Origin of the sequence: Blautia sp. MSK.20.85, assembly GCF_013317245.1 — a bacterium.
In the GTDB taxonomy this organism is placed as follows: Bacteria; Bacillota; Clostridia; order Lachnospirales; family Lachnospiraceae; genus Blautia_A.
The window spans coordinates 1-19,962 of the sequence record NZ_JAAIUN010000022.1; the positions used below are offsets into that span (position 1 = coordinate 1).

The following is a 19,962-nucleotide window of genomic DNA, read 5'->3' on the forward strand; positions in this document are numbered from 1 at the left end:
CCTTGGATAAACCGGAATCCCACCGGCTTGACTACACACCCTTAGCTGGGCGCACGACTGGACGTTTTTTGATTTCCAGTCCAGGGTGTCCACATCCCAGAATACCGGCAGCATGGTCACACAGAGTTCCAGATTTTTGGGCCAGGCTCCATAAGGCGGACGAAGATACAAAGGATATTCTCCTGTGATCTCATAGATCTCATTATTTGTCTTTAAAATCTGCTGGCAGGCCTGGTCACCGGGCAGCTTATCCAGCTGTACATGGTCGTAGGTGTGATTGCCGATGAGATGACCGTCTTTCTGCATCTGTTTTACGATTTCTTCTTTTCCCTCGATATTTTTTCCCATAAGAAAAAATGTGGCATGAATTCCACGCTTATGCAGGCCATCCAGAAGCAAGGGTGTATATGTTGCATGGGGGCCATCGTCAAAGGTGAGTGCTGCCCTGGGACGGTCCTCATTGTCCTTCCTGTCAGACAAAGTTTCCGCCACCGGGTCTGCTGCTTTTTGTCCATATTTTTTCTGAACACTGCCAATATTTCCTGCTTTTTGTTCTGCCTCCTCATAACTCCTATTTTCCCGCCCACTGCTTTTTCCCACATACTGCGCCTCCACCAGCCGGATCATCCCCTCACCGGCGATCATCCTGACCACCTGCATCCGAAACGCACGGTCTGAAATTTTTCCATATCCACTGAACGCGATCAGCAGCAGCGCCACTGTCACTGCCCGGAAATATTTTTTTCGCTTATCCATATCTCCCGCCGGATCAAACATACTTTTCCACAATATATGAAAAAATCCCCGGGAAAAGACTTCTTACTGTTCTTTCCCCGAGGAATATTCTCTGCAATTTCTTTTTATTTCTTCAGGATCTCAAGTGCACTCTCGATCTCTTCCACGCATTTTTTATAGCCAAGGGTACCGTTATCCAGGCACAGATTGTATTTCGTCATATCTGCCCAGTCAACTCCCATGAAACGTTTGCAGAAATCTTCCTTGCGCTTGTCATCTTTATGCATGAATTTCTCAATGTCCTTTGTGGTTCCGCTGAGCTTCTTGCTTGCCTCGCGGATACGGAAATCCCAGTCTCCGTAAACAAACACACGGAGAACATTGGAATAGTCTTTCAGGATCATGTTTGCACAACGTCCGATGATCACACAGGACTCTGTCTCTGCCAGCTGGCGGATGATTTTTGCCTGATAATTGAACAGGTTCTCATCGGATGTGAAATCCTTGCTCTGAGGCGGGATCAGCTCACCCTTGTAGATTCCGGACTTTGCAAAAAATCTCTGCTTTGTGCTGACATTTTCATCTGCCCTTCCAAAAAGCTGCTCATGAATGCCACTCTCCTCGGATGCCATGCGGATGATATCCTTGTCATAGTAAGAAATCCCTAATTTCTTTGCAAGCTCCTCTCCGATGGTACGTCCGCCACTTCCATACTGTCTTGCAATGGTAATTACGAAATTATCCATGTCTTTCCTCCTACTCTCCAAGATATGCCTTCTGAACCGCTTCATCGTTCAGAAGATCCTCGGCCTTTCCGTCCATGGTGATGCTTCCTGTCTCAAGAACGTAAGCACGGTCCGCAATGGAAAGTGCTTTCTTCGCATTCTGCTCAACAAGAAGTACGGTTGTGCCGCTCTCGCTTACCTCACGGATGATATCAAAGATCTCATTTACAAAGATCGGTGACAGACCCATGGACGGCTCATCCATCAGAATGATCCTCGGTTTGCTCATCAGCGCACGGCCCATGGCAAGCATCTGCTGCTCACCACCGGAAAGTGTTCCGGCACGCTGTCCTTTACGTTCTTCCAGACGCGGGAATCTCTTGTATACACTGGTAAGGCTCTCTGCGATCTCCGCCTTGTCCTTTCTTGTATAAGCTCCAAGAAGAAGATTCTCATAAACGGACATATCCGCAAATACTCGTCTTCCTTCCGGAACGTGTGCCATACCCATCTCTACGATCTTATGGGCCGGTGTTCTTGTGAGGTCTTTTCCCTCAAACACAATGCTTCCGGACTTCGGAGAAAGAATTCCGGTAAGTGTCTGAAGTGTGGTTGTCTTTCCGGCACCGTTGGCACCGATCAGCGCAATAACCTCTCCCTGATTTACATGAAAAGAAATTCCCTTCAGGGCCTGGATCACACCATAGTAGACCTGGAGGTCCTTTACTTCCAACATTGCCATTGTCTCGTTCCTCCTTACTCTCCCAGATATGCAGTGATAACAGTCGGGTCTTTCAGTACTGCAGATGTCTCACCCTGGATCAGTACCTGACCGAAATTCAGAACCGTCAGTTCCTCACAGATACCACCGACCAGTTTCATGTCATGCTCGATCAGAAGGACTGTCATATCAAAATGCTCCCGCACAAAACGGATGGTATCCATCAGCTCCTGCGTCTCATTTGGGTTCATGCCGGCTGCCGGCTCATCCAGAAGAAGAAGCTTCGGATCTGTGGCAAGGGCTCTGGCGATCTCCAGCTTACGCTGTTTACCATAAGGCAGGTTGCCTGCCAGAGTGTCTGCTTCCTTATCCAGGTCAAAGACCTTCAGGATCTCCATGGCACGTTCGTTCATCTCTTTTTCTACCTTATAATATTTCGGCAGTCTTAAGATTCCGGTCAGTGTGGAGTATGGATGATGATTGTGAAGTCCTACTTTTACATTGTCAAGAACCGGCATATCCTTGAAAAGACGGATATTCTGGAAAGTTCTTGCGATTCCGGCCTTGTTGATCTCGATGGTGCTTTTTCCTGTAATGTCCTGGCCGTCCAGTTTAATGATTCCCTCTGTTGGCTTGTATACGCCTGTGAGAAGGTTGAACACCGTTGTCTTACCGGCACCGTTCGGTCCGATCAGTCCATAGAGCTGTCCTTTCTCAATGGTCATGTTAAAGCCGTCAACAGCACGAAGACCGCCGAACTGGATAGACAGATTATTTACTTCCAGCATTGCCATGATCAGGCCACCTCCTTTTTCGCTTTTTTGCCTTTAAATTTCTCTACCATGCGCGCTCTCCAGTCTCTTGCTGCAGGTGCCCAGTTAAAGAGCATCATGATGATCAGCACGATTGCGTAGATCAGCATACGGTAGTTTGCGAATCCACGGAGAAGCTCAGGCAGTGCATAGAGGATAATTGTTGCAATGATAGATCCTCTGATATTTCCGATTCCTCCAAGCACTACATACACAAGTACCAGAATGGACATATTGTAATCGAATACAGAAACCTTAAGAAGAGAAAGGTTATGTGCATACAGCACACCTGCAACTCCTGCAAGGGCTGCAGAAATGGTAAATGCCAGCAGCTTATATCTGGTGATATTGATTCCTACAGACTCCGCTGCAATACGGTTGTCCCTGGTTGACATAATAGCACGTCCGCTTCTGGAGTTTACAAGGTTCTGTACAATAAACAATGTGAGAAGAAGCAGGATCACGCCGATCAGGAAAAAGTAATTCTTGATATCTTTATAAAGAGTTGCTGTTCCCGAAATACCAAGGGCACCTTTGAGAATCTGCTTTCCGCCGGCTTCCAGATGAAGACCGGCTGCACTGGTTGCAACGTGAAGTCCTTTGTCATCCACGCCAATGTAAAGTACATTGATCAGGTTCTTGATGATCTCACCAAAAGCCAGTGTAACAATAGCCAGGTAGTCACCGCGGAGACGAAGTACCGGAATACCGATGATCACACCGAACAGTGCTGCAACTGCCGCACCTACAAGGATTGCAAGGATAAAGCGAGGAACCTGCGGAATGGAGTCTGCAGCAACCTGTGAAAACAGGGCACTGGAAAAAGCTCCCACGCACATGAAGCCCGCATGTCCAAGGCTCAGCTCACCGGAAAAACCGACTACCAGGTTCAGGGAAACTGACGCAATGGTATAAACACAAAGTGGAACAAGAAGTCCCATCAGAAGTCTGGAAAGATTTCCAGTTGAAGAAAGCGCCTGTACGATCACAAAGAGTACAATGACGATTCCGTAGTTGATCATATTGTTTTTTGTTGTTTTATTTTTCATATTCTTCATATCGGCCACCTTACACTTTCTCCTGGATGTTCTTGCCGAACAATCCGGTCGGTTTTACAAGAAGCACGACGATCAGGACTGCAAATACGATGGCATCTGCAACCTGGGAAGAAATATAGGCTTTACCGAAAATCTCAATGATTCCCAGAAGGATACCGCCTACCATGGCGCCGGGAATAGAACCGATTCCACCAAATACCGCAGCTACGAAAGCTTTGATACCAGGCATGGCTCCTGTGTATGGAGTCAGGGTCGGATAAGTCTGACAGAGCAGAAGGCCTGCGATCGCTGCAAGTCCGGAACCGATGGCAAATGTGAGGGAAATTGTCGCATTGACGTTAACTCCCATCAGCTGTGCCGCATCTCTGTCCTCGGAAACAGCCTGCATGGCACGTCCGGGTTTTGTCTTTTTAACAAAGAGGGAAAGTCCCACCATGATAATGATACATGCAAGGATTGTGACAATGGTGATTCCCTTGATGGTAAGCTCACCGTCAAACAGTGTGATGGACGGAACTTTGATAACAGCTACGAAACTCTTGGCATCTGCGCCAAAGATCAGAAGTGCCAGGTTCTGAAGCAGATAACTGACACCGATAGCCGTGATCAGAACGGCCAGGTTTGAGGAAGCTTTTCTAAGCGGACTGTAAGCTACCTTCTCAATGACAACACCAAGCAGTGTACAGATCACAACGGAAAGAATCACTGCAAGAATCGGTGACATACCGCCTCTTGTGATACAGGTAAGAATGATATAAGCTCCTACCATAATAACATCTCCGTGTGCGAAGTTCAGCATCTTGGCAATACCGTAAACCATGGTATATCCAAGCGCGATGATCGCATAGATACTGCCAAGACTGATGCCGTCTTTTAAATAAGATATAAAACTCATAACGCACCTCTTTTAATTGTTTATTGATAAGGGAAAAAGGGGACGATTTCCACTAAAGGCAACCGTCCCCTGACCCCTAACGTTAACAGAAATTACTTATTTCATCTCTACATAAGCACCGTCTTTGATCTCGAATGCTTTCGGCTCTTTATCACACTCGCCATCCTCGGTCCATTTTGCTTTTCCGGTAAGTCCGTCAAGCTCGATGTTTGCCATGGATGCGCTCATTGCTGCACTGATGTCTGCATTTTCCATATCTGGTGTGATCTTTGCATCGTCAGCTGCAAGCTGCATTGCGTAAAGTACATCATATGTATCTGCCGCAAACTGGTTCGGGATCTCACCGTTGTGAGCATCGCCGTATGCTTTTACGAAGTTCTGGCTCTTCTCATCTGTAGCTGTTGCGGAGAATGGTGTCAGAAGCATAACACCCTCTGCAAGGGATTTATCGAAGTTCTCTACATTGAGGATACCATCCATGCCATCTACACCAAAGAATTTAATGTCAAGCCCTGCCTCAGATGCCTGCTGAAGGATCAGCGCATTGTCGGAATAGTAGTTCGGAAGGAAAAGAAGCTCAGCGCCGCTCTTCTTGATCTTTGCAAGCTGTACAGAATAGTCTGTGTTGCTGTCTGTTGTGTAAGCCTCATCTGCAACTACTTCAAGTCCGTCATCAGCAGCTGCTGCAACGAATGCGTCATGTACACCGGAGTTGTAGTCAGCAGCGGAATCATAAAGTACTGCTACTTTCGTTGCAAGTTTGTGCTCGGAAATGTACTGAGCAGATTTGGTTCCCTGTGCCGGGTCTGTGAAGCACATACGGAACTCGTTTGTTCCTGCTGTGATACAGTCAAGTGCTGTTGCGGATGGTGTGAAGAGGAATGTATCCTCAGCTGCCTCAGCTCCTACTGCGATACAGGAACCGGATGTTACAGTTCCACAGAGCATCTGCATTCCTTTATCGATCAGGTCATTGTATGCGTTAACAGCCTTCTCCGGATCTCCCTGGTCATCACCTGCGTCAAGAATCTCTACTTTATATCCGTTGAATCCGCCGTTCTCGTTGATCTCATCTGCTGCGATCTTGGCTGCGTTGTATACGTTGGTACCGTACTGTGCGTAATCACCTGTCATCGGTCCGATCACACCGATCTTAAATGTCTCATCATCTGCCGCAAAAACTGATGTAGGCATCATCATAGCTGCTGTCATAGCTGCTGCTGATGCAACGCCGATTACTTTCTTCCAATTCTTCATAATAATCTCTCCTCCTGCGCTTTGTCGCGTTACTAATGTTTAATGGTAAAATTATAGCATCGCATATTTTTTATTTCAAGGGCAAATTTAGTTATCTGTTGTTTTTCGTCTGATTGCACAACGCGGACACTTGTCCGCTGTACAGCTTGTGTCGTTTTTCAGCAAATTGTCTGAATTTTTTTACAAAAAAATCCAGGGAAAAATTCCCTGGACTTCTTCGTCTCTTAATACTTTACTTATGCGATTGCTTTCTTAGCGATCTCTGCAAGTGCTGTGAAGCCTGCTGCATCGTTAACTGCCATCTCTGCAAGCATCTTTCTGTTGATGTCGATGTTTGCAACTTTAAGGCCGTGCATCATTTTGCTGTAGGAAAGTCCGTTCATTCTTGCAGCTGCATTGATACGGGCGATCCAGAGCTGTCTGAACTGACGTTTCTTCTGTTTTCTTCCTGCATAGGAGCTTGTAAGTGCTCTCATTACAGACTGTTTTGCTACTCTATACTGTTTGGAACGGGCTCCTCTGTAGCCTTTTGCCAGTTTTAATGTACGGTTATGTCTTTTCTTTGCGTTTAATCCGCCTTTAATTCTTGCCATTTCTTAATTCTCCTCCTGCTCGTCTTCTCTATCTTATAAATATGGTAATGCTTTCTTCATGCTCTTTACGTTAGTAGAATCAACAACAGTAGATTTTCTCAGATTTCTCTTTCTCTTCTGAGATTTCTTTGTAAGGATATGGCTCTTGTAGGCTTTATTTCTTACTAATTTTCCTGTACCTGTTTTTTTAAAGCGCTTTGCTGCTGCTCTGCAAGTTTTAATTTTTGGCATTATGAATTCCTCCTTGATTTGGTACTTCTAAATTTTATATAACATCCCGTTCTGCCCGGCTGTTGCCGTGAAGACTGAGATATCTACCGTTTCTCAGTCAGAAACATTGTCATGCTTCTGCCTTCTACCTTCGGAGCCTTCTCTACAGTCGCTATATCGGACAGAAGATCTGCGAAGTCGTCAAGCACATGTTTGCTGCTGGACATATGTGCCATCTCTCTTCCGCGGAAACGAAGTGTAACCTTAACTCTGTCGCCCTTGCTAAGGAACTTTCTTGCTGCATTTACCTTCGTCTTTAAATCATTCGTATCAATGTTCGGGGAAAGACGCACTTCTTTGACATCGATGGTTTTCTGCTTTTTTCTGGCCTCTTTTTCTTTTCTTGCAAGTTCGTAACGGTATTTACCGTAATCAATGATCTTACATACTGGCGGCTTCGCCTGTGGGGCAATCTTTACAAGGTCAAGTCCTGCCTCCTGTGCTTTCGCCATCGCTTCTCTGGCGGACACGATTCCAAGCTGAGCTCCGTCCGGACCAATTAAGCGTACCTCTCTGTCTCTGATCTGTTCGTTAATCATTAAACCGCTAATTGTTGTACACCTCCATGAACATGATAGAATTAATTTTTTCTTTCTCAATACTGTGCCGGGATTTCTTCCTGCACAAAAAAAGCGCAGACAGATGTCCACACTTCAAAATTACACCTGCGGACTGATAGTCTCTCCGTTCGCAGTACTGTGCAATATTGACCTGAGTCGCTTATCTTCAGCGCTGAGGTGAGAGTGAACTCTGCTTTCTTTTCGCTACGTACTTTAAGAGAATACCATGGTATCTTCTGTTTGTCAACTGTTTTTTTATATTATTATGTATTTATTTGTGCGTATGAGTTTTTCTTTTTCCGGGCATACTATCCAACATCGGAATCCGATAAGACAGACTGTAACATGGACCATTGATCAGATGTTCAAAGTCCGACAGCTGACGGTTTCCGGTAAAATCATATTTATCAGGAGGACACTTTTATGACAATCCTTAAATGTTCCGCACACAACTGCTACTATAACAAAGATTCTCTCTGTTCCAAAGGTGCCATTAATGTGGAAGGCGCAGATGCACGTTATGCAGATGATACCGCCTGTGAAAGTTTCCGCGATCAGAAAGAAGATTCTGCAACAAATGCTGCTGATTCCGGTTGTGGATGTGAAACCATTAACATCGACTGCAAAGCACACAACTGTACCTACAATGAGCACTGCAAATGTACCGCAGCTTCCATCAATGTATCCGGTGATAATGCACATCGCTGCTGTGATACAAAATGTGATACTTTCAGCTGTAAATGCTGATATTCTGAACTGAAAGCCAAAAAATCCGGCAGGATTCCAGATGGATCCTCTGCCGGATTTTATTATGTTCATTTATTATCTGTTCTTAAGAAAATCCGGAATCTGGATGTCCTTTTTCTGAACAGTGCTTGTCGGTGCCTTAGTACCAAACTGTGTGGAATTCATAGTTGGCAGACTGAAGCTCGGCATATTAAGATTCATGCTGCTTGCCGGTGACGGGCTTGTCTTCTTGGCTGCTCCGAATACAGAATTGGAAGCTCTGTTTCCAAATGGTGTATTCTGAAGGTTATTGTCTGTAAGACCTGTTGCAATAACTGTAATCCTTGCATAATCTGCAACAGAATCATCATACATGGCACCAAAGATAATATTCGCATCCTCACCTGTAAGTTCCTGAACATAACTTGCCGCATCGTTGGCATCCATAAGAGAAATATCTCCGGAAATATTGATGATCACATGCGTAGCGCCCTTAATGGTTGTCTCAAGAAGCGGAGAAGATACCGCCTGCTGTACAGCCTCCATAGCCTTGTCATCACCTCTTGCCTCACCGATACCGATGTGAGCGATTCCCTTGTCTGTCATAACAGTCTGTACGTCTGCAAAGTCAAGGTTGATCAGTGCCGGCAGATTGATCAGGTCTGTGATACCCTGTACTGCCTGCTGAAGAACCTCATCAGCCTTACGCAGTGCTTCCGGCATGGTTGTTCTTCTGTCAACGATCTCAAGTAACTTGTCATTCGGGATGACAATTAAAGTGTCAACTGCTTTCTTCAGATTCTCGATTCCCGCAAGTGCATTATTCATACGAGTCTTAGCTTCAAAACGGAAAGGCTTGGTAACAACACCGACAGTCAGGATACCCATTTCTTTCGCCGCACCGGCGATTACAGGAGCAGCTCCGGTTCCGGTTCCGCCACCCATACCACAGGTAACGAAAACCATGTCAGCTCCCTCAATGATCTTCTTAACTTCTTCAATGCTCTCCTCAGCTGCCTTCTGTCCAACTTCCGGCTGTGCACCGGCGCCAAGACCTTTCGTAATTTTCTCACCAATCTGAAGTACAGTCGGAGCTTTACACAGTGTCAGAGCCTGTTTATCGGTATTGACACCTACAAACTCAACTCCTCCAATGGCCTCTTCCACCATTCTGTTTACTGCATTATTACCTGCGCCACCTACTCCAATTACAATAATCTTCGCAGAAGACTCAGCCTCATTCGTCATTATCTCTAACAATGTACTTCCTCCTTTATTTCTACCTGATATCCGATTCAGTGTAATAATCTATTCCAAGCTACATATACACATAGTTATATCATATATTTTTTTCGGTAATTAATCAACCACTAATTTTGTTTTTTTATACTTTTTTCACTAAATTTCGGCACTGTTTCTATTAACAGAAACATTTGCAAAACAATCTCTGGCAAAATGCCCAAATACTGGTATTTATATAAGAAAGGATTTTTTTATCTTCACTGGTAATCGGACGCATCACTGTAATCTCCGTCCTGATTTTCGTCATAATTATCAGATCCATCACCATAATCACTATTGTAATCCGTTTCTGTATCAGTATCCTCATCCATATTATCCGTACTTCCATCCGAAGTGTAATCTCCGTTTTCGGAATCCTCTGAATTCGTATTCTGAGAATCGGAACTTCCGGTATCTGCGCTTTCGGAATCCGCATTTCCAGAGTCTGCATTCGCAGAATCTGTCCCGTCTCCGTTGCCTTCTTCTGATGCCAGATAATCCTCAAGTGTTCCTACATAATTACCGTCACGGTCATATTCGCTGGTTCCATCATAACCGCCATCCTCACGGTATCCACCTTTCCAGTTTCCCTTGGCAGCCATACTCTCTTCCGTAGGTGCTTCTCCGACATAATTACCGTTGGCGTCATACTCACCGCTTCCTGTGTAGTCACCTTCTTCGTCATATCCGCCGATCCATTTTTCCTTTGCATATTCCAGATCACTCTGAGGCTTCGGCCCTACATAATTGCCATTTTCGTCGTATTCGCCCTCGCCTGTGTAATTTCCTTCCTCATCATAACCGCCTGTCCAGGTTTCTTCGGAATTCTGATTCTCATCCTGTTCCTGCTCCAGTGTTATGGTCTTGGAATTATCATTTACATTTTCAGCGTGGAGAATTCCTTTTTTTCCGGAAATCAGCGGAAGAATGGCAAGTACCCTGGTCATTTTGTCTTCCAGATACTCGTCCTTTCCAAGCTTGACCGTAATATCTCCGTAAACCAGGCTGATCTGCCCGTCATCTCCGAATTCAATATGATCCGGAACCTTGTCATTTTTTGAAAAAATAGTAGACAGAGCCACCGCTGTGTTCATCACAGTCTCATCCTTAATAGGAAGCTTCTCATTGAGAATTACTTTTTTTACTTTAATTCCGTCAAAAAACGGAATCTTCTCATTGCGTTCTGTGGAACCTTCCACAAAAACTCCATTTCTGTCAAAGTAAATGTAACTGTCCAGATAAGGAATACAGCCGACAATATCCTTCTCCTTCACACTGACACAAATGGTGTGACGGTTAAGTCTGGTCACTGTATAACCATCCACAAAAGGAACATCTTTTGTATTCTGTTTGGTGTAAAGAAGGGGTGCCAGAACAGAATTGGATGCCAACGGCCCCCGAAGGACCATCTTCTTGATCTGTTTCTCAGAATAATGGCTACTTCCCATCACCTGTACTTCATCAACCTGATAATAAGTAAAAAAGAAAATAACACCTGCCAGCAGCAGAACCAGAATCATTCCGGCTGCTGCCAGCGAATTTTTTTTTGATTTTTTCATAAAGTTCCTCTGTCCTTTATCAGCAGACCGCCCAGGGCAGTCAAATCTTCACAGATATGTTCATAACCTCTTTCAATAAAAGAGCAGCCTCTGATCCTGGTAACCCCTTCTGCTGCAAGCGCCGCGATCACAAGTGCCGCACCTCCGCGGAGTTCCTCTGCTTCCACGATGCATCCCCGAAGTGGATAACCTCCGTGTACCACAGCCATTCCATCCCGGATCTCAATCTTCGCTCCCATATAACAGAGCCATGACGCCAGTTTATATCTGTCCTCAAAAATCTTCTCACGGATTCTGCTTACCCCCGGAATCGTGACCAGCACTGCCATCGCAGGAGACTGCAGATCTGTAGGAAATCCAGGATAAACGTCTGTCTCCAGAAGTTCAAGAGGAAAACCTGCATTTTTTCCGTTGACTATTAGTTTACCACCTATCCGGTGACATTGTCCACCCATTTTCCGATATACTTCCAGGATTGCATGCATTTCATCGATCGGCGGATTTTCCAGAATGATCTCTCCTCTGGTGGCCGCCGCTGCCATAAGATAGGTTCCGGCAACAATACGGTCCGGGGGAATCGTCCCGCTGCCGGGATGCAGTTTCTTTACACCTTCGATACAGATACTTCCATTTTCCAGAATTTCAATCTTTGCCCCCATCCCTGTCAGATACTGACACAGCCAGGTAATTTCCGGTTCGCGGGCACATCCCGTAAAAACGGTTTTTCCCTCTGCAAGAACGGCTGCCAGAATTCCCTGTTCTGTGGCTCCCACGCTGCTTTTGGGAAAAATCACTTCCGCTCCTTTCAGTTTTCCACAGGTTGCCTGAATCTCATTCCCGTTTTCCACGATTCTGGCACCAAGCTTCTGTAAAACCTGTATATGAAGATCCACCGGACGTTTGCCAATGACACATCCGCCCGGATAACCGGTCCGTGCTTTCCCATTCCGTCCAAGCATTGCCCCCAGCAGAATCACAGAAGAACGCATTTTTCCGGAAAAATATTCCGGTATCACGGTACCGTCCGCATGACTGCAGTCCAGATAAAGGTCATGATCCTCCCACCAGGTTTCCGCGCCCAGCTCCCGGAGGATTTTTTCCATCAAAAATACATCTGTGATCTTCGGACACTCCCGCAGTACACTGGTCCCGGAGCTTAAAAGGGCCGCCGCCATAACCGGAAGTGCCGTATTTTTTGACCCCTGGATCCGCACAGTCCCATGCAGCGGCCTGCCTCCGGTTACGACGATCTCATCGATCTCATTCAAGTCTTCCACTCCTAAAAGGGCCTCTTACTTTTTATTCTATGTGATTCTTCCATGTCTGTGACTGCTGACACTTAAAGCCAGCCCCATCTCCCCCAGAAGAAAAACAACGGAAGTTCCGCCATAACTTACAAAGGGCAGCGTGATCCCGGTATTGGGAATCGTATTTGTTACAACCGCAACATTCAGGACTACCTGTATCGACATATGTGCCATGATTCCGGCGCATAGAAGTGTCCCCTTAAGATCCCGGCAGTTCAGTGCCAGCATACAAAGCCTCCAGATCAGAAGCCCAAACAGAAAAAGTACCAGAAAAGCCCCCAGAATTCCCGTCTCTTCACACACAATGGAAAAAATCATATCATTCTGGGCTTCCGGTACAAATCCCAGCTTCTGCAGACTGTTCCCGAAACCTTTGCCAAAAATCCCTCCGCTTCCTATGGCATACAGACCCTGTATGGTCTGAAATCCTTTTTCATATTTTTCCGGATCCCTCCAAATCGCCAGACGCTCCAGGCGGTAACTTTCCGCAGCAAGAAAAACCGCAATAAATCCAACTCCTGCACTTCCCAGAGCCAGAAACTGCAGATATCTGGGATTGGCCACAAAGATCAGCATCACACCGATTCCTAGAATGATCACCGCCGTACTTAAATTATTGGAACCTACCAGGCCAACTACCGGGAGCAGGGTCATCATCGTCCTGCACATAAACCAGAACCCCGTTGTCTTGCTTTTTGTCCGGCTGATCTGCCATACGAGAAAAAGGATTACCGCAACCTTGGAATACTCCGATGGCTGAAATGACAGCGGCCCAAGGTTCAGCCACCGCTTCGACCCGTTAATCTCCTGTCCGAAAAGCAGCACTGCCGTAGAGAGAAAAAGTGAAAGAATATATGCGCCCGGTGCCAGCTTCACAGGAATGCGGTAATCCACCCTTGATGCCAGATACATAACAAGCAGCCCCAGTGCCGTGGCAAAGAGCTGCTTCTTAAAATAATAGGCAGAGTCGTGAAAACGCACTCTGCCATTATATTCGCTTGCCGAAAAAAGCGCCCCCAGGCCAAACACAACAAGGATCAGAACCAGAACCCAGAGAACGGTATCAGTCTTTCCGGTCTGTTTCTGTTCTGCCTTCATGCTGTGGCCTCCACAGTGGTCTTTATTTCAGCTTATGTATGTATTTTTCGGATTATTACAGTGCTTTCACATATTCCTTGAACATGTCGCCACGCTGTTCGTAGTTATCAAACTGTCCCCAGCTTGCACAGGCCGGTGAAAGAAGAACCGCATCTCCTGGATTTGCTTTTTCCGCACAAATCTGAACTGCTTCTTTCAGATCCTCACAGAGGATGATGTCTGTAAATCCAAGACGTTCTGCCGCTGCTTTGATCTTTTCTTTTGTCTGGCCAATGAGAACAAGATAACGGACTTTTCCGTCGAAGGATTCTATCCACTCGTCATAGCTGGATTCCTTGTCATAGCCACCGCCGATCAGAAGAGTCGGACGGTTCATAGCCTGAATTCCCTTGATGGCTGCATCCGGGTTGGTTCCCTTGGAATCGTTGTAATAGGCAACGCCGTTCTTCTCTGTTACATACTCGATTCTGTGAGGAACTGCCACAAACTCGCATACGCTCTTGTGGATGCTTTCCACAGAAACTCCCGCATAATATGCCATGGCTGCTGCAGCCATTACATTCTCGTGATTATGACGGCCAAGGATCTTAAGTTCTCCTGTCTTTACGATCGGGATCTCTTCTTTTTCTGTTTTCAGAATGATCTGATCTCCGTCCAGATAGATACCCTGATCCAGTTTACGCAGGCTTGAAAAATATACCACCTTCGGAACGATGTTCTCACCGAATTTACGGAGGACTTCATCCTCATAATTCAGGACACATACATCTTCTGGTCCCTGATTCTTGGTAATCAGCTCTTTTACACGGATGTATTCTTCCATGGTATGATGACGGTTCAGATGATCTTCTGTAATGTTGAGGATCGCACTGACCTTCGGGCGGAACTGCTCGATAGTCTCCAGCTGGAAGCTGCTGATCTCCGCAACGGTTACAGAATCCTCACGCGTCTCCAGTGATTTTGATGTATATGCAGTTCCGATATTTCCTACAACAAATACAGATTCACGGGCATCTCCCATAATCTTTCCAAGGAGAGCTGTTGTTGTTGTCTTGCCGTTGGTTCCTGTAATTGCAAGAACCTCGCCTTTTCCTGTACGGTAGGCAAGTTCTACCTCACTCCATACCGGAAGGCCTTTTTCGTAGAAGCTCTTTACCAGTGGAAGATCTGTTGGAACTCCCGGGCTTAACACTACGAGATCAAGACTTTCCATCTCTCCTTCCGGAAAAGCACCGGCCCAGATCTCCGGGGTGTATGTTCCGTTTGTTTTATGTAAAACCGCTTCTTTATCAAGGTTTTCATTTCCGTCATAGATTATCGGCTGTGCTTCTACACTTCCAAGCAGGTCAGCGGCACCAATGCCACTTTTTCCGGCTCCGAAAACGAGAACTTTTTTTCCTTTTAAATCCATTTTTCTGTTCCTCCTTATAATGCCAGGAGAGCGATCAGGCACATAATGGCAGTTACAACAGAGAACACTGCAACGACCCGTGTCTCGGACCACCCGCAAAGCTCAAAATGATGGTGGATAGGCGCCATCTTGAAAATTCTTTTTCCGTGTGTTGCCTTGAAATAGGATACCTGGATCATAACGGACAGTACCTCAATAAGGTAGATCAGTCCCACCAGGATAATAAACAGCGGCATCTGCATGGCATAAGCCACACCAGCCACAAAACCGCCCAGTGCCAGAGAACCGGTGTCTCCCATAAATACCTTGGCCGGATATACATTAAACAGAAGGAAGCCCATAAGGCTGCCTACAACCGCACAGGTAATCGGCTCCACACCACTGTTCATTCCAAGGGAAACAACAGTAAAAAATACTGCAACAATCAGGGTAACACTGGAAGCCAGTCCGTCAAGTCCGTCGGTAAAGTTTACTCCGTTTACTGTACCGATAACCGCAAAAAACAGTACCGGAACCGCAAACCATCCCAGATTCAGATAATGTCCGCTCCAGAACGGGATCTTCATAGTCAGGGATACGTTGGAATAATTTACAAGATAAAAAGCAAATACAGCTGTCACAACAATCTGCAGTGCCATTTTCTGCCATGGCAGAAGACCATCTGAACGTTTCAGGACTACTTTCAGATAATCATCCAGAAATCCGATCAGTCCAAATCCCAGGGTCAGGAAAAGTACCGGGATGATCATCGGATAATCTCTGATATAAAACAGTGATGTCACAGTTGTCGCAATGAGAAAGATCACTCCGCCCATGGTCGGGGTACCGTTCTTTTTCAGGTGGGACTGCACGCCCAGCTCTCTCTCTGTCTGTCCCATTTTAAGTCTTCTTAAAAAAGGGATAACAATCGGTCCTAATACAAGGCTGATCGCAAATGAGATCAGCACAGGGATCACAACATGAAACTCCATCCTCACACCTCTAATTCTTTCGTTTTTTTATACTTCTTCAACAGTATAAGGCTTTTCCTTTCATTAATCAACCCCATCTGCCCGGTTTTCCCCGGATGGAGTCTGCGTGACGGTCTTCGCAATTCCAAGATAGGGCAACACATTTTCAAAAATACTTCTTACTACCGGTGCGGCAATGATTCCGCCATAATACATGCCCTGAGGATTATGGATAATGCACAGGGCCAGAACTTTCGGGTCTTCTGCCGGTGCAAATCCCAGGAATGAAGAAATGTATCTGCCGGAACCTCTGGGCAGAGTCTGAGAGGTAGCTGTTTTTCCCCCGATGGAGAAACCTTCGATCCCGGCGTTTTTCCCGGAACCTTCTGAAACTACCGTTTCCAGAATCGTCCGTACTGTCCGTGAAGTTTCTTTGGACACGATCCCCGTTTCCACCGGATATTCCAGTGTCTGCACTTCTGTTCCGTCCGCGCTTTCCACACTGATCCCAAAATGAGGAGTGATCCGGTTTCCGCCATTGATGATCGCACTGACCGTTGTTGCCAGCTGGATCGGCGTGATCTGAAACGACTGGCCAAAGGATACGGTGGCAAGTTCCACCTCTCCCATATTTTTCGGGTTATGCATGATCGTTCCAGCTTCTCCCGGAAGATCAATTCCTGTTTTTTTCAAAAGTCCGAACTGTTTAAAGTATTTATAATAATTATCTACTCCCAGCCGCAGTCCCACCTCAATAAACACCGGGTTGCAGGAGTTCTGTGCACCCTCTACAAAGTTCTGTGCACCATGTCCGGTTCTTTTTGCACAGTGTATCCTCCGGTCCTCCACCACTTTATACCCCGGGCAGAAAAAACGGTCTTCCGTTGACACAACTCCTTCTTCCAATCCCGCTGCCATGGTGATAATCTTAAAAGTCGAACCTGGTTCATAAGTATCGTTCAGACAGGGATTTCTCCACATCTGGTTCAGAAGATCCTGCTTCTTTTTTCTATCTGAAGACGTTTCTTCTGTGTTTAGCGTAAACGGATCGTTCAGGTCAAATTCCGGAACATTGACACAGGCATAGATTTCTCCATTCTGAGGATTCATGAGAAGAATGGACACCCTCTCTGCCTGTTTTTCCTCCATCACTTTCAGCGCCGCCTGCTGTACATATTTCTGAATGTTAACATCCAGATTGGTCCGCAGTGTATTTCCCGCCACTGGTTCCTTCCGCCGTTCTCCGGTCCCGTCAATTTCCACTCCACGTGCATCGGTAACTGTGAGAATTTTCCCGGGTTCGCCTTTCAGGATCTCATCATATTTCACCTCAAGGCCAATGATTCCCTGATTGTCACCCCCTGTAAATCCCAGCACTTTGGAGGCAAGGGAACCACAGGGATAATATCTTTTGTAATCTTCATCCACTTTCACTCCCGCAAGTGCATACTCACGGATCGCATCCCCGGTTGCTTTTTCCACATTTGTTCGAATTCTTTCAATAGAAGAAATTTTTTCTACTTTTTTCCGGATGGTCTCTTCATCCATGGTCAGTTCTTTCGCAAGTACCTGGATCACTTTTTCCGGATCTTTAATCTGGCTGTGTATCACGGATACAGTACAGACTGTCCGGTTATCTGCCAGAATATTTCCATTGATATCCAGAATTTTTCCCCTGGCAGCCTTGATGTCACGTTCCCTCTCGTGAAGATCATCTGCTTTTTTTGAATAATATTCAGCCTGTGCTCCCATCAGATACAGAAGTCTCCCCACAAGCCCCAGAAGAAGCAGCGCACAGATCACAAAAACCACCCGGATCTTTTTCCTGTGATAAACCATGGTCCGGATCATAAAAAAATCCCCCTCAGAGATTGTCATTGTAATATATGACATTTCCCTGAGAGGGTATTCAAAATCTTATTCCAGGCCGGCCTCTTCATTGGTAAGGCCGTCACTCTGCATATCGTTGTTATCTTCTGTATCTTCGTCCTCGGAAGCATCTTCCGGCGGGCTTGGAACATCTTCATTGGAGATTGCTTCCTTCTGTCCGTCAGTAGCAGATCCTGTTGCGGAATCACTGATTCCCTTAAAGATATCCCACAGTTCTGTAGTCGGAACTTCGCCGTCCTCAGCCTCATCCGGCTGCACATTCAGATACGGAAGCGCTTCGGAAAGGATTCCCTGGGCAATATACTGTGCATAAGTACTGCTTGCCTGATCCTCTACATTCGGCTCATCTACAACAACGTAAATCACAAGAGCCGGATCATCCACCGGTGCAAAGCCGATAAAAGATACCAGATATTTGCCATTGCCTCGTGGAAGCTTCTCGGCTGTACCGGTTTTACCACCGGAGCTGTAGCCCTGAACCTTAGAAGTACGGCTGGTACCGTGATCTACACTGGCTGCCATATAGGAGCGGATATCTGCGGATATCTTCTCGGAAATGGTCTGTTTCATCAGAGTCGGAGAAATCGTCTTCACAATTCCACCACTGCTGTCTTTGATCCTGGTTACCAGATGTGGCTGATAATAATATCCACCATTGATAACGGAACACATGGCGTTGATCTCCTGGATCATCGTCAGCGTATATCCCTGTCCAAATGCGGAACATGCAAGCTCTGTCTCTCCCATGGTCTCGCTGGTGTGGATTACACCGCTTCCCTCATTCGGAAGGTCAATACCGGTTCTTGTTCCGAAGTTGAACGTACTCTGCGTTTTGAGGAAATTATCTTTTCCCATTTTCGCCGCGATCTGCATCATACCATCGTTACAGGAATTGGCAATAACATCGGAAAGTGCTTCTGTTCCATGGGCATCGGGCCATACCGCGCATTTAATAAATGTCGTAGCTCCTTCCGCACCAAAGGACTGTCCTCCGTCACAGACAAAATTATCTGTCTCGGAAATGGCTCCCATCTCAAGAGCAGAACTCATAACAATGGGCTTTACTACTGATCCCGGTTCGTATGCGTCTGTCACACAGAAATTACTCCACATTCCGTTCAGAGCATCTACGGTTTCCTCATCGTTCATGGCCGCAATCTCACTCTCGGAATAAACGTTGGAAAGGTCTCTCGGATTATTCAGATCGTAACGGTCACCACCATCCATGGCCAGAATTTCTCCTGTTTTTGGATCTTCGATAATGACACCGACATTCTTGGCTCCCATTTTTTCTTCAAAAGTATTTACATACTTCTCCACAATCTGCTGAAGCCCCAGGTCAAGGGAAGTTTCTATGCTTTTTCCGTCGGTGGGCTCTATGATCGTCTGCTCCACATCAGAATTATTGTTGATGTATCCATACTGTCTTCCGTCAACACCGGTAAGCGTTGCATTGTAATAACCCTCCAGACCTGCATCTGCCACATCTCTGGAAAGTGTAAAACCAATGGTGTCACAGGCTGTTTCGTTGAACGGATAAGATCTTAAGTAATCCTCCTCAAACCATACTCCTGTGACCTTGGAACGCTCTTTCTTCTGAGCGGCGCTCAGCTCGCTGTCATCCCCCGGATTCTCATAGCTCTCAAAGGCTTTCTTATCATCCATGGAGATCTGTTTCTTGACAATCTGATACTGACTGCTCTTTGTGCTGTCATCGTTGAGAAGCTTACGCATCTCCTCCTCATCCAGGCCAAGTACTTCCACAAGAGCCTTGATGGTCGGCTCCACGGAATCTTCATCCTTGTTAACTTCCAGACAGTCAAGAATCACATTATAAACTTTATTACTTGTTGCCAGAATATTTCCATTCCGGTCATAAATATCTCCCCTTTTGGCGGGGAGTGTCTGATTTTCATATTTCTGCTGTGCCTGACTCAGCACCTGTTTTCTGTATTTGCTTCCGCTTGTGGCATTAATATAGGTAATTCTTGCCACCAAACCAACTAAAGCCAACACCACTAAAGAAAATAGTACTGCCAGCTTTTTTTTCATATTCTTATTAATTTTTTTTACCGGCCTGCGCCTTCTTGTACTCAATCGATCACCTGCTCAAA

General features: G+C 46.0%; 19 protein-coding genes. 1 reads left to right on the forward strand and 18 read right to left on the reverse strand.

Going from position 1 to position 19,962, the window contains the following annotated elements:
• From G5B12_RS11850 to infC, 10 genes are all read right to left on the reverse strand, one after another.
• On the reverse strand, nt 1-756 hold a 756-nt coding region (locus tag G5B12_RS11850; protein ID WP_244096088.1), incomplete at its 3' end, for a polysaccharide deacetylase family protein.
• A 104-nt stretch (nt 757-860) separates the two neighbouring features.
• Nucleotides 861-1,481, reverse strand: a complete 621-nt coding sequence (locus G5B12_RS11855; protein WP_015526085.1) for a cytidylate kinase-like family protein — start codon at nt 1,479-1,481, stop codon at nt 861-863.
• 10 nt (nt 1,482-1,491) lie between these two features.
• On the reverse strand, nt 1,492-2,202 hold the full coding sequence (locus G5B12_RS11860) for an ABC transporter ATP-binding protein (protein WP_021977871.1): 711 nt from the start codon (nt 2,200-2,202) through the stop codon (nt 1,492-1,494).
• A 14-nt stretch (nt 2,203-2,216) separates the two neighbouring features.
• Nucleotides 2,217-2,975, reverse strand: a complete 759-nt coding sequence (locus G5B12_RS11865) for an ABC transporter ATP-binding protein (RefSeq protein WP_015526087.1) — start codon at nt 2,973-2,975, stop codon at nt 2,217-2,219.
• A 2-nt stretch (nt 2,976-2,977) separates the two neighbouring features.
• Nucleotides 2,978-4,051: a branched-chain amino acid ABC transporter permease gene (locus G5B12_RS11870; protein WP_022426434.1), complete on the reverse strand. Its 1,074-nt coding sequence runs from the start codon at nt 4,049-4,051 to the stop codon at nt 2,978-2,980.
• Nucleotides 4,052-4,061: 10 nt separating this feature from the next.
• Nucleotides 4,062-4,946 (reverse strand): branched-chain amino acid ABC transporter permease, encoded by an 885-nt coding sequence (locus G5B12_RS11875; RefSeq protein ID WP_015526088.1) that lies wholly within the window; start codon nt 4,944-4,946, stop codon nt 4,062-4,064.
• Between the two features lie 96 nt (nt 4,947-5,042).
• Nucleotides 5,043-6,203, reverse strand: coding sequence for an ABC transporter substrate-binding protein (locus G5B12_RS11880; protein WP_118070619.1), 1,161 nt, complete (start codon nt 6,201-6,203; stop codon nt 5,043-5,045).
• 236 nt (nt 6,204-6,439) lie between these two features.
• Nucleotides 6,440-6,796, reverse strand: coding sequence for a 50S ribosomal protein L20 (gene rplT / locus G5B12_RS11885; protein ID WP_015526090.1), 357 nt, complete (start codon nt 6,794-6,796; stop codon nt 6,440-6,442).
• Nucleotides 6,797-6,829: 33 nt separating this feature from the next.
• Nucleotides 6,830-7,027, reverse strand: coding sequence for a 50S ribosomal protein L35 (gene rpmI, locus G5B12_RS11890; protein WP_019162770.1), 198 nt, complete (start codon nt 7,025-7,027; stop codon nt 6,830-6,832).
• 83 nt (nt 7,028-7,110) lie between these two features.
• On the reverse strand, nt 7,111-7,605 hold the full coding sequence (gene infC, locus G5B12_RS11895; protein ID WP_021977873.1) for a translation initiation factor IF-3: 495 nt from the start codon (nt 7,603-7,605) through the stop codon (nt 7,111-7,113).
• Nucleotides 7,606-8,049: 444 nt separating this feature from the next.
• On the opposite strand from infC, the gene G5B12_RS11900 reads away from it, so the two are divergent.
• On the forward strand, nt 8,050-8,373 hold the full coding sequence (locus tag G5B12_RS11900; RefSeq protein WP_021977874.1) for a DUF1540 domain-containing protein: 324 nt from the start codon (nt 8,050-8,052) through the stop codon (nt 8,371-8,373).
• A 75-nt stretch (nt 8,374-8,448) separates the two neighbouring features.
• Here the strand turns inward: G5B12_RS11900 and ftsZ are convergent, their stop codons facing one another.
• The 8 genes from ftsZ to G5B12_RS11940 all read right to left on the reverse strand — a co-directional run bounded on the left by ftsZ (nt 8,449) and on the right by G5B12_RS11940 (nt 19,945).
• Nucleotides 8,449-9,600, reverse strand: a complete 1,152-nt coding sequence (ftsZ, locus tag G5B12_RS11905) for a cell division protein FtsZ (protein WP_118070617.1) — start codon at nt 9,598-9,600, stop codon at nt 8,449-8,451.
• Between the two features lie 251 nt (nt 9,601-9,851).
• Nucleotides 9,852-11,192, reverse strand: a complete 1,341-nt coding sequence (locus G5B12_RS11910; RefSeq protein WP_021977876.1) for a cell division protein FtsQ/DivIB — start codon at nt 11,190-11,192, stop codon at nt 9,852-9,854.
• Entirely contained in the window at nt 11,189-12,469 is a 1,281-nt protein-coding gene (murA, locus tag G5B12_RS11915; protein WP_330597710.1) for a UDP-N-acetylglucosamine 1-carboxyvinyltransferase, read from the reverse strand. The genes G5B12_RS11910 and murA overlap by 4 nt, the downstream gene beginning before the upstream one ends.
• A gap of 27 nt (nt 12,470-12,496) precedes the next feature.
• On the reverse strand, nt 12,497-13,597 hold the full coding sequence (locus tag G5B12_RS11920; protein WP_021977878.1) for an FtsW/RodA/SpoVE family cell cycle protein: 1,101 nt from the start codon (nt 13,595-13,597) through the stop codon (nt 12,497-12,499).
• A gap of 55 nt (nt 13,598-13,652) precedes the next feature.
• Entirely contained in the window at nt 13,653-15,008 is a 1,356-nt protein-coding gene (murD, locus tag G5B12_RS11925; protein ID WP_174088348.1) for a UDP-N-acetylmuramoyl-L-alanine--D-glutamate ligase, read from the reverse strand.
• A 14-nt stretch (nt 15,009-15,022) separates the two neighbouring features.
• Nucleotides 15,023-15,979, reverse strand: a complete 957-nt coding sequence (mraY, locus tag G5B12_RS11930) for a phospho-N-acetylmuramoyl-pentapeptide-transferase (RefSeq protein WP_021977880.1) — start codon at nt 15,977-15,979, stop codon at nt 15,023-15,025.
• Between the two features lie 63 nt (nt 15,980-16,042).
• On the reverse strand, nt 16,043-17,809 hold the full coding sequence (locus G5B12_RS11935) for a peptidoglycan D,D-transpeptidase FtsI family protein (RefSeq protein WP_174088350.1): 1,767 nt from the start codon (nt 17,807-17,809) through the stop codon (nt 16,043-16,045).
• Between the two features lie 66 nt (nt 17,810-17,875).
• On the reverse strand, nt 17,876-19,945 hold the full coding sequence (locus G5B12_RS11940) for a peptidoglycan D,D-transpeptidase FtsI family protein (protein ID WP_244096089.1): 2,070 nt from the start codon (nt 19,943-19,945) through the stop codon (nt 17,876-17,878).
• Nucleotides 19,946-19,962: the final 17 nt, after the last annotated feature.

Excerpts from the sequence above, each read along its gene's own strand:
- G5B12_RS11855 (WP_015526085.1), bottom strand. The coding sequence starts at position 1,481 with ATGGATAATTTCGTAATTACCATTGCAAGACAGTATGGAAGTGGCGGA.
- G5B12_RS11860 (WP_021977871.1), bottom strand. The coding sequence starts at position 2,202 with ATGGCAATGTTGGAAGTAAAGGACCTCCAGGTCTACTATGGTGTGATC.
- G5B12_RS11865 (WP_015526087.1), bottom strand. The coding sequence starts at position 2,975 with ATGGCAATGCTGGAAGTAAATAATCTGTCTATCCAGTTCGGCGGTCTT.
- G5B12_RS11870 (WP_022426434.1), bottom strand. The coding sequence starts at position 4,051 with ATGAAGAATATGAAAAATAAAACAACAAAAAACAATATGATCAACTAC.
- G5B12_RS11875 (WP_015526088.1), bottom strand. The coding sequence starts at position 4,946 with ATGAGTTTTATATCTTATTTAAAAGACGGCATCAGTCTTGGCAGTATC.
- G5B12_RS11880 (WP_118070619.1), bottom strand. The coding sequence starts at position 6,203 with ATGAAGAATTGGAAGAAAGTAATCGGCGTTGCATCAGCAGCAGCTATG.
- rplT (WP_015526090.1), bottom strand. The coding sequence starts at position 6,796 with ATGGCAAGAATTAAAGGCGGATTAAACGCAAAGAAAAGACATAACCGT.
- rpmI (WP_019162770.1), bottom strand. The coding sequence starts at position 7,027 with ATGCCAAAAATTAAAACTTGCAGAGCAGCAGCAAAGCGCTTTAAAAAA.
- infC (WP_021977873.1), bottom strand. The coding sequence starts at position 7,605 with ATGATTAACGAACAGATCAGAGACAGAGAGGTACGCTTAATTGGTCCG.
- G5B12_RS11900 (WP_021977874.1), top strand. The coding sequence starts at position 8,050 with ATGACAATCCTTAAATGTTCCGCACACAACTGCTACTATAACAAAGAT.
- ftsZ (WP_118070617.1), bottom strand. The coding sequence starts at position 9,600 with ATGACGAATGAGGCTGAGTCTTCTGCGAAGATTATTGTAATTGGAGTA.
- G5B12_RS11910 (WP_021977876.1), bottom strand. The coding sequence starts at position 11,192 with ATGAAAAAATCAAAAAAAAATTCGCTGGCAGCAGCCGGAATGATTCTG.
- G5B12_RS11920 (WP_021977878.1), bottom strand. The coding sequence starts at position 13,597 with ATGAAGGCAGAACAGAAACAGACCGGAAAGACTGATACCGTTCTCTGG.
- murD (WP_174088348.1), bottom strand. The coding sequence starts at position 15,008 with ATGGATTTAAAAGGAAAAAAAGTTCTCGTTTTCGGAGCCGGAAAAAGT.
- mraY (WP_021977880.1), bottom strand. The coding sequence starts at position 15,979 with ATGGAGTTTCATGTTGTGATCCCTGTGCTGATCTCATTTGCGATCAGC.
- G5B12_RS11935 (WP_174088350.1), bottom strand. The coding sequence starts at position 17,809 with ATGATCCGGACCATGGTTTATCACAGGAAAAAGATCCGGGTGGTTTTT.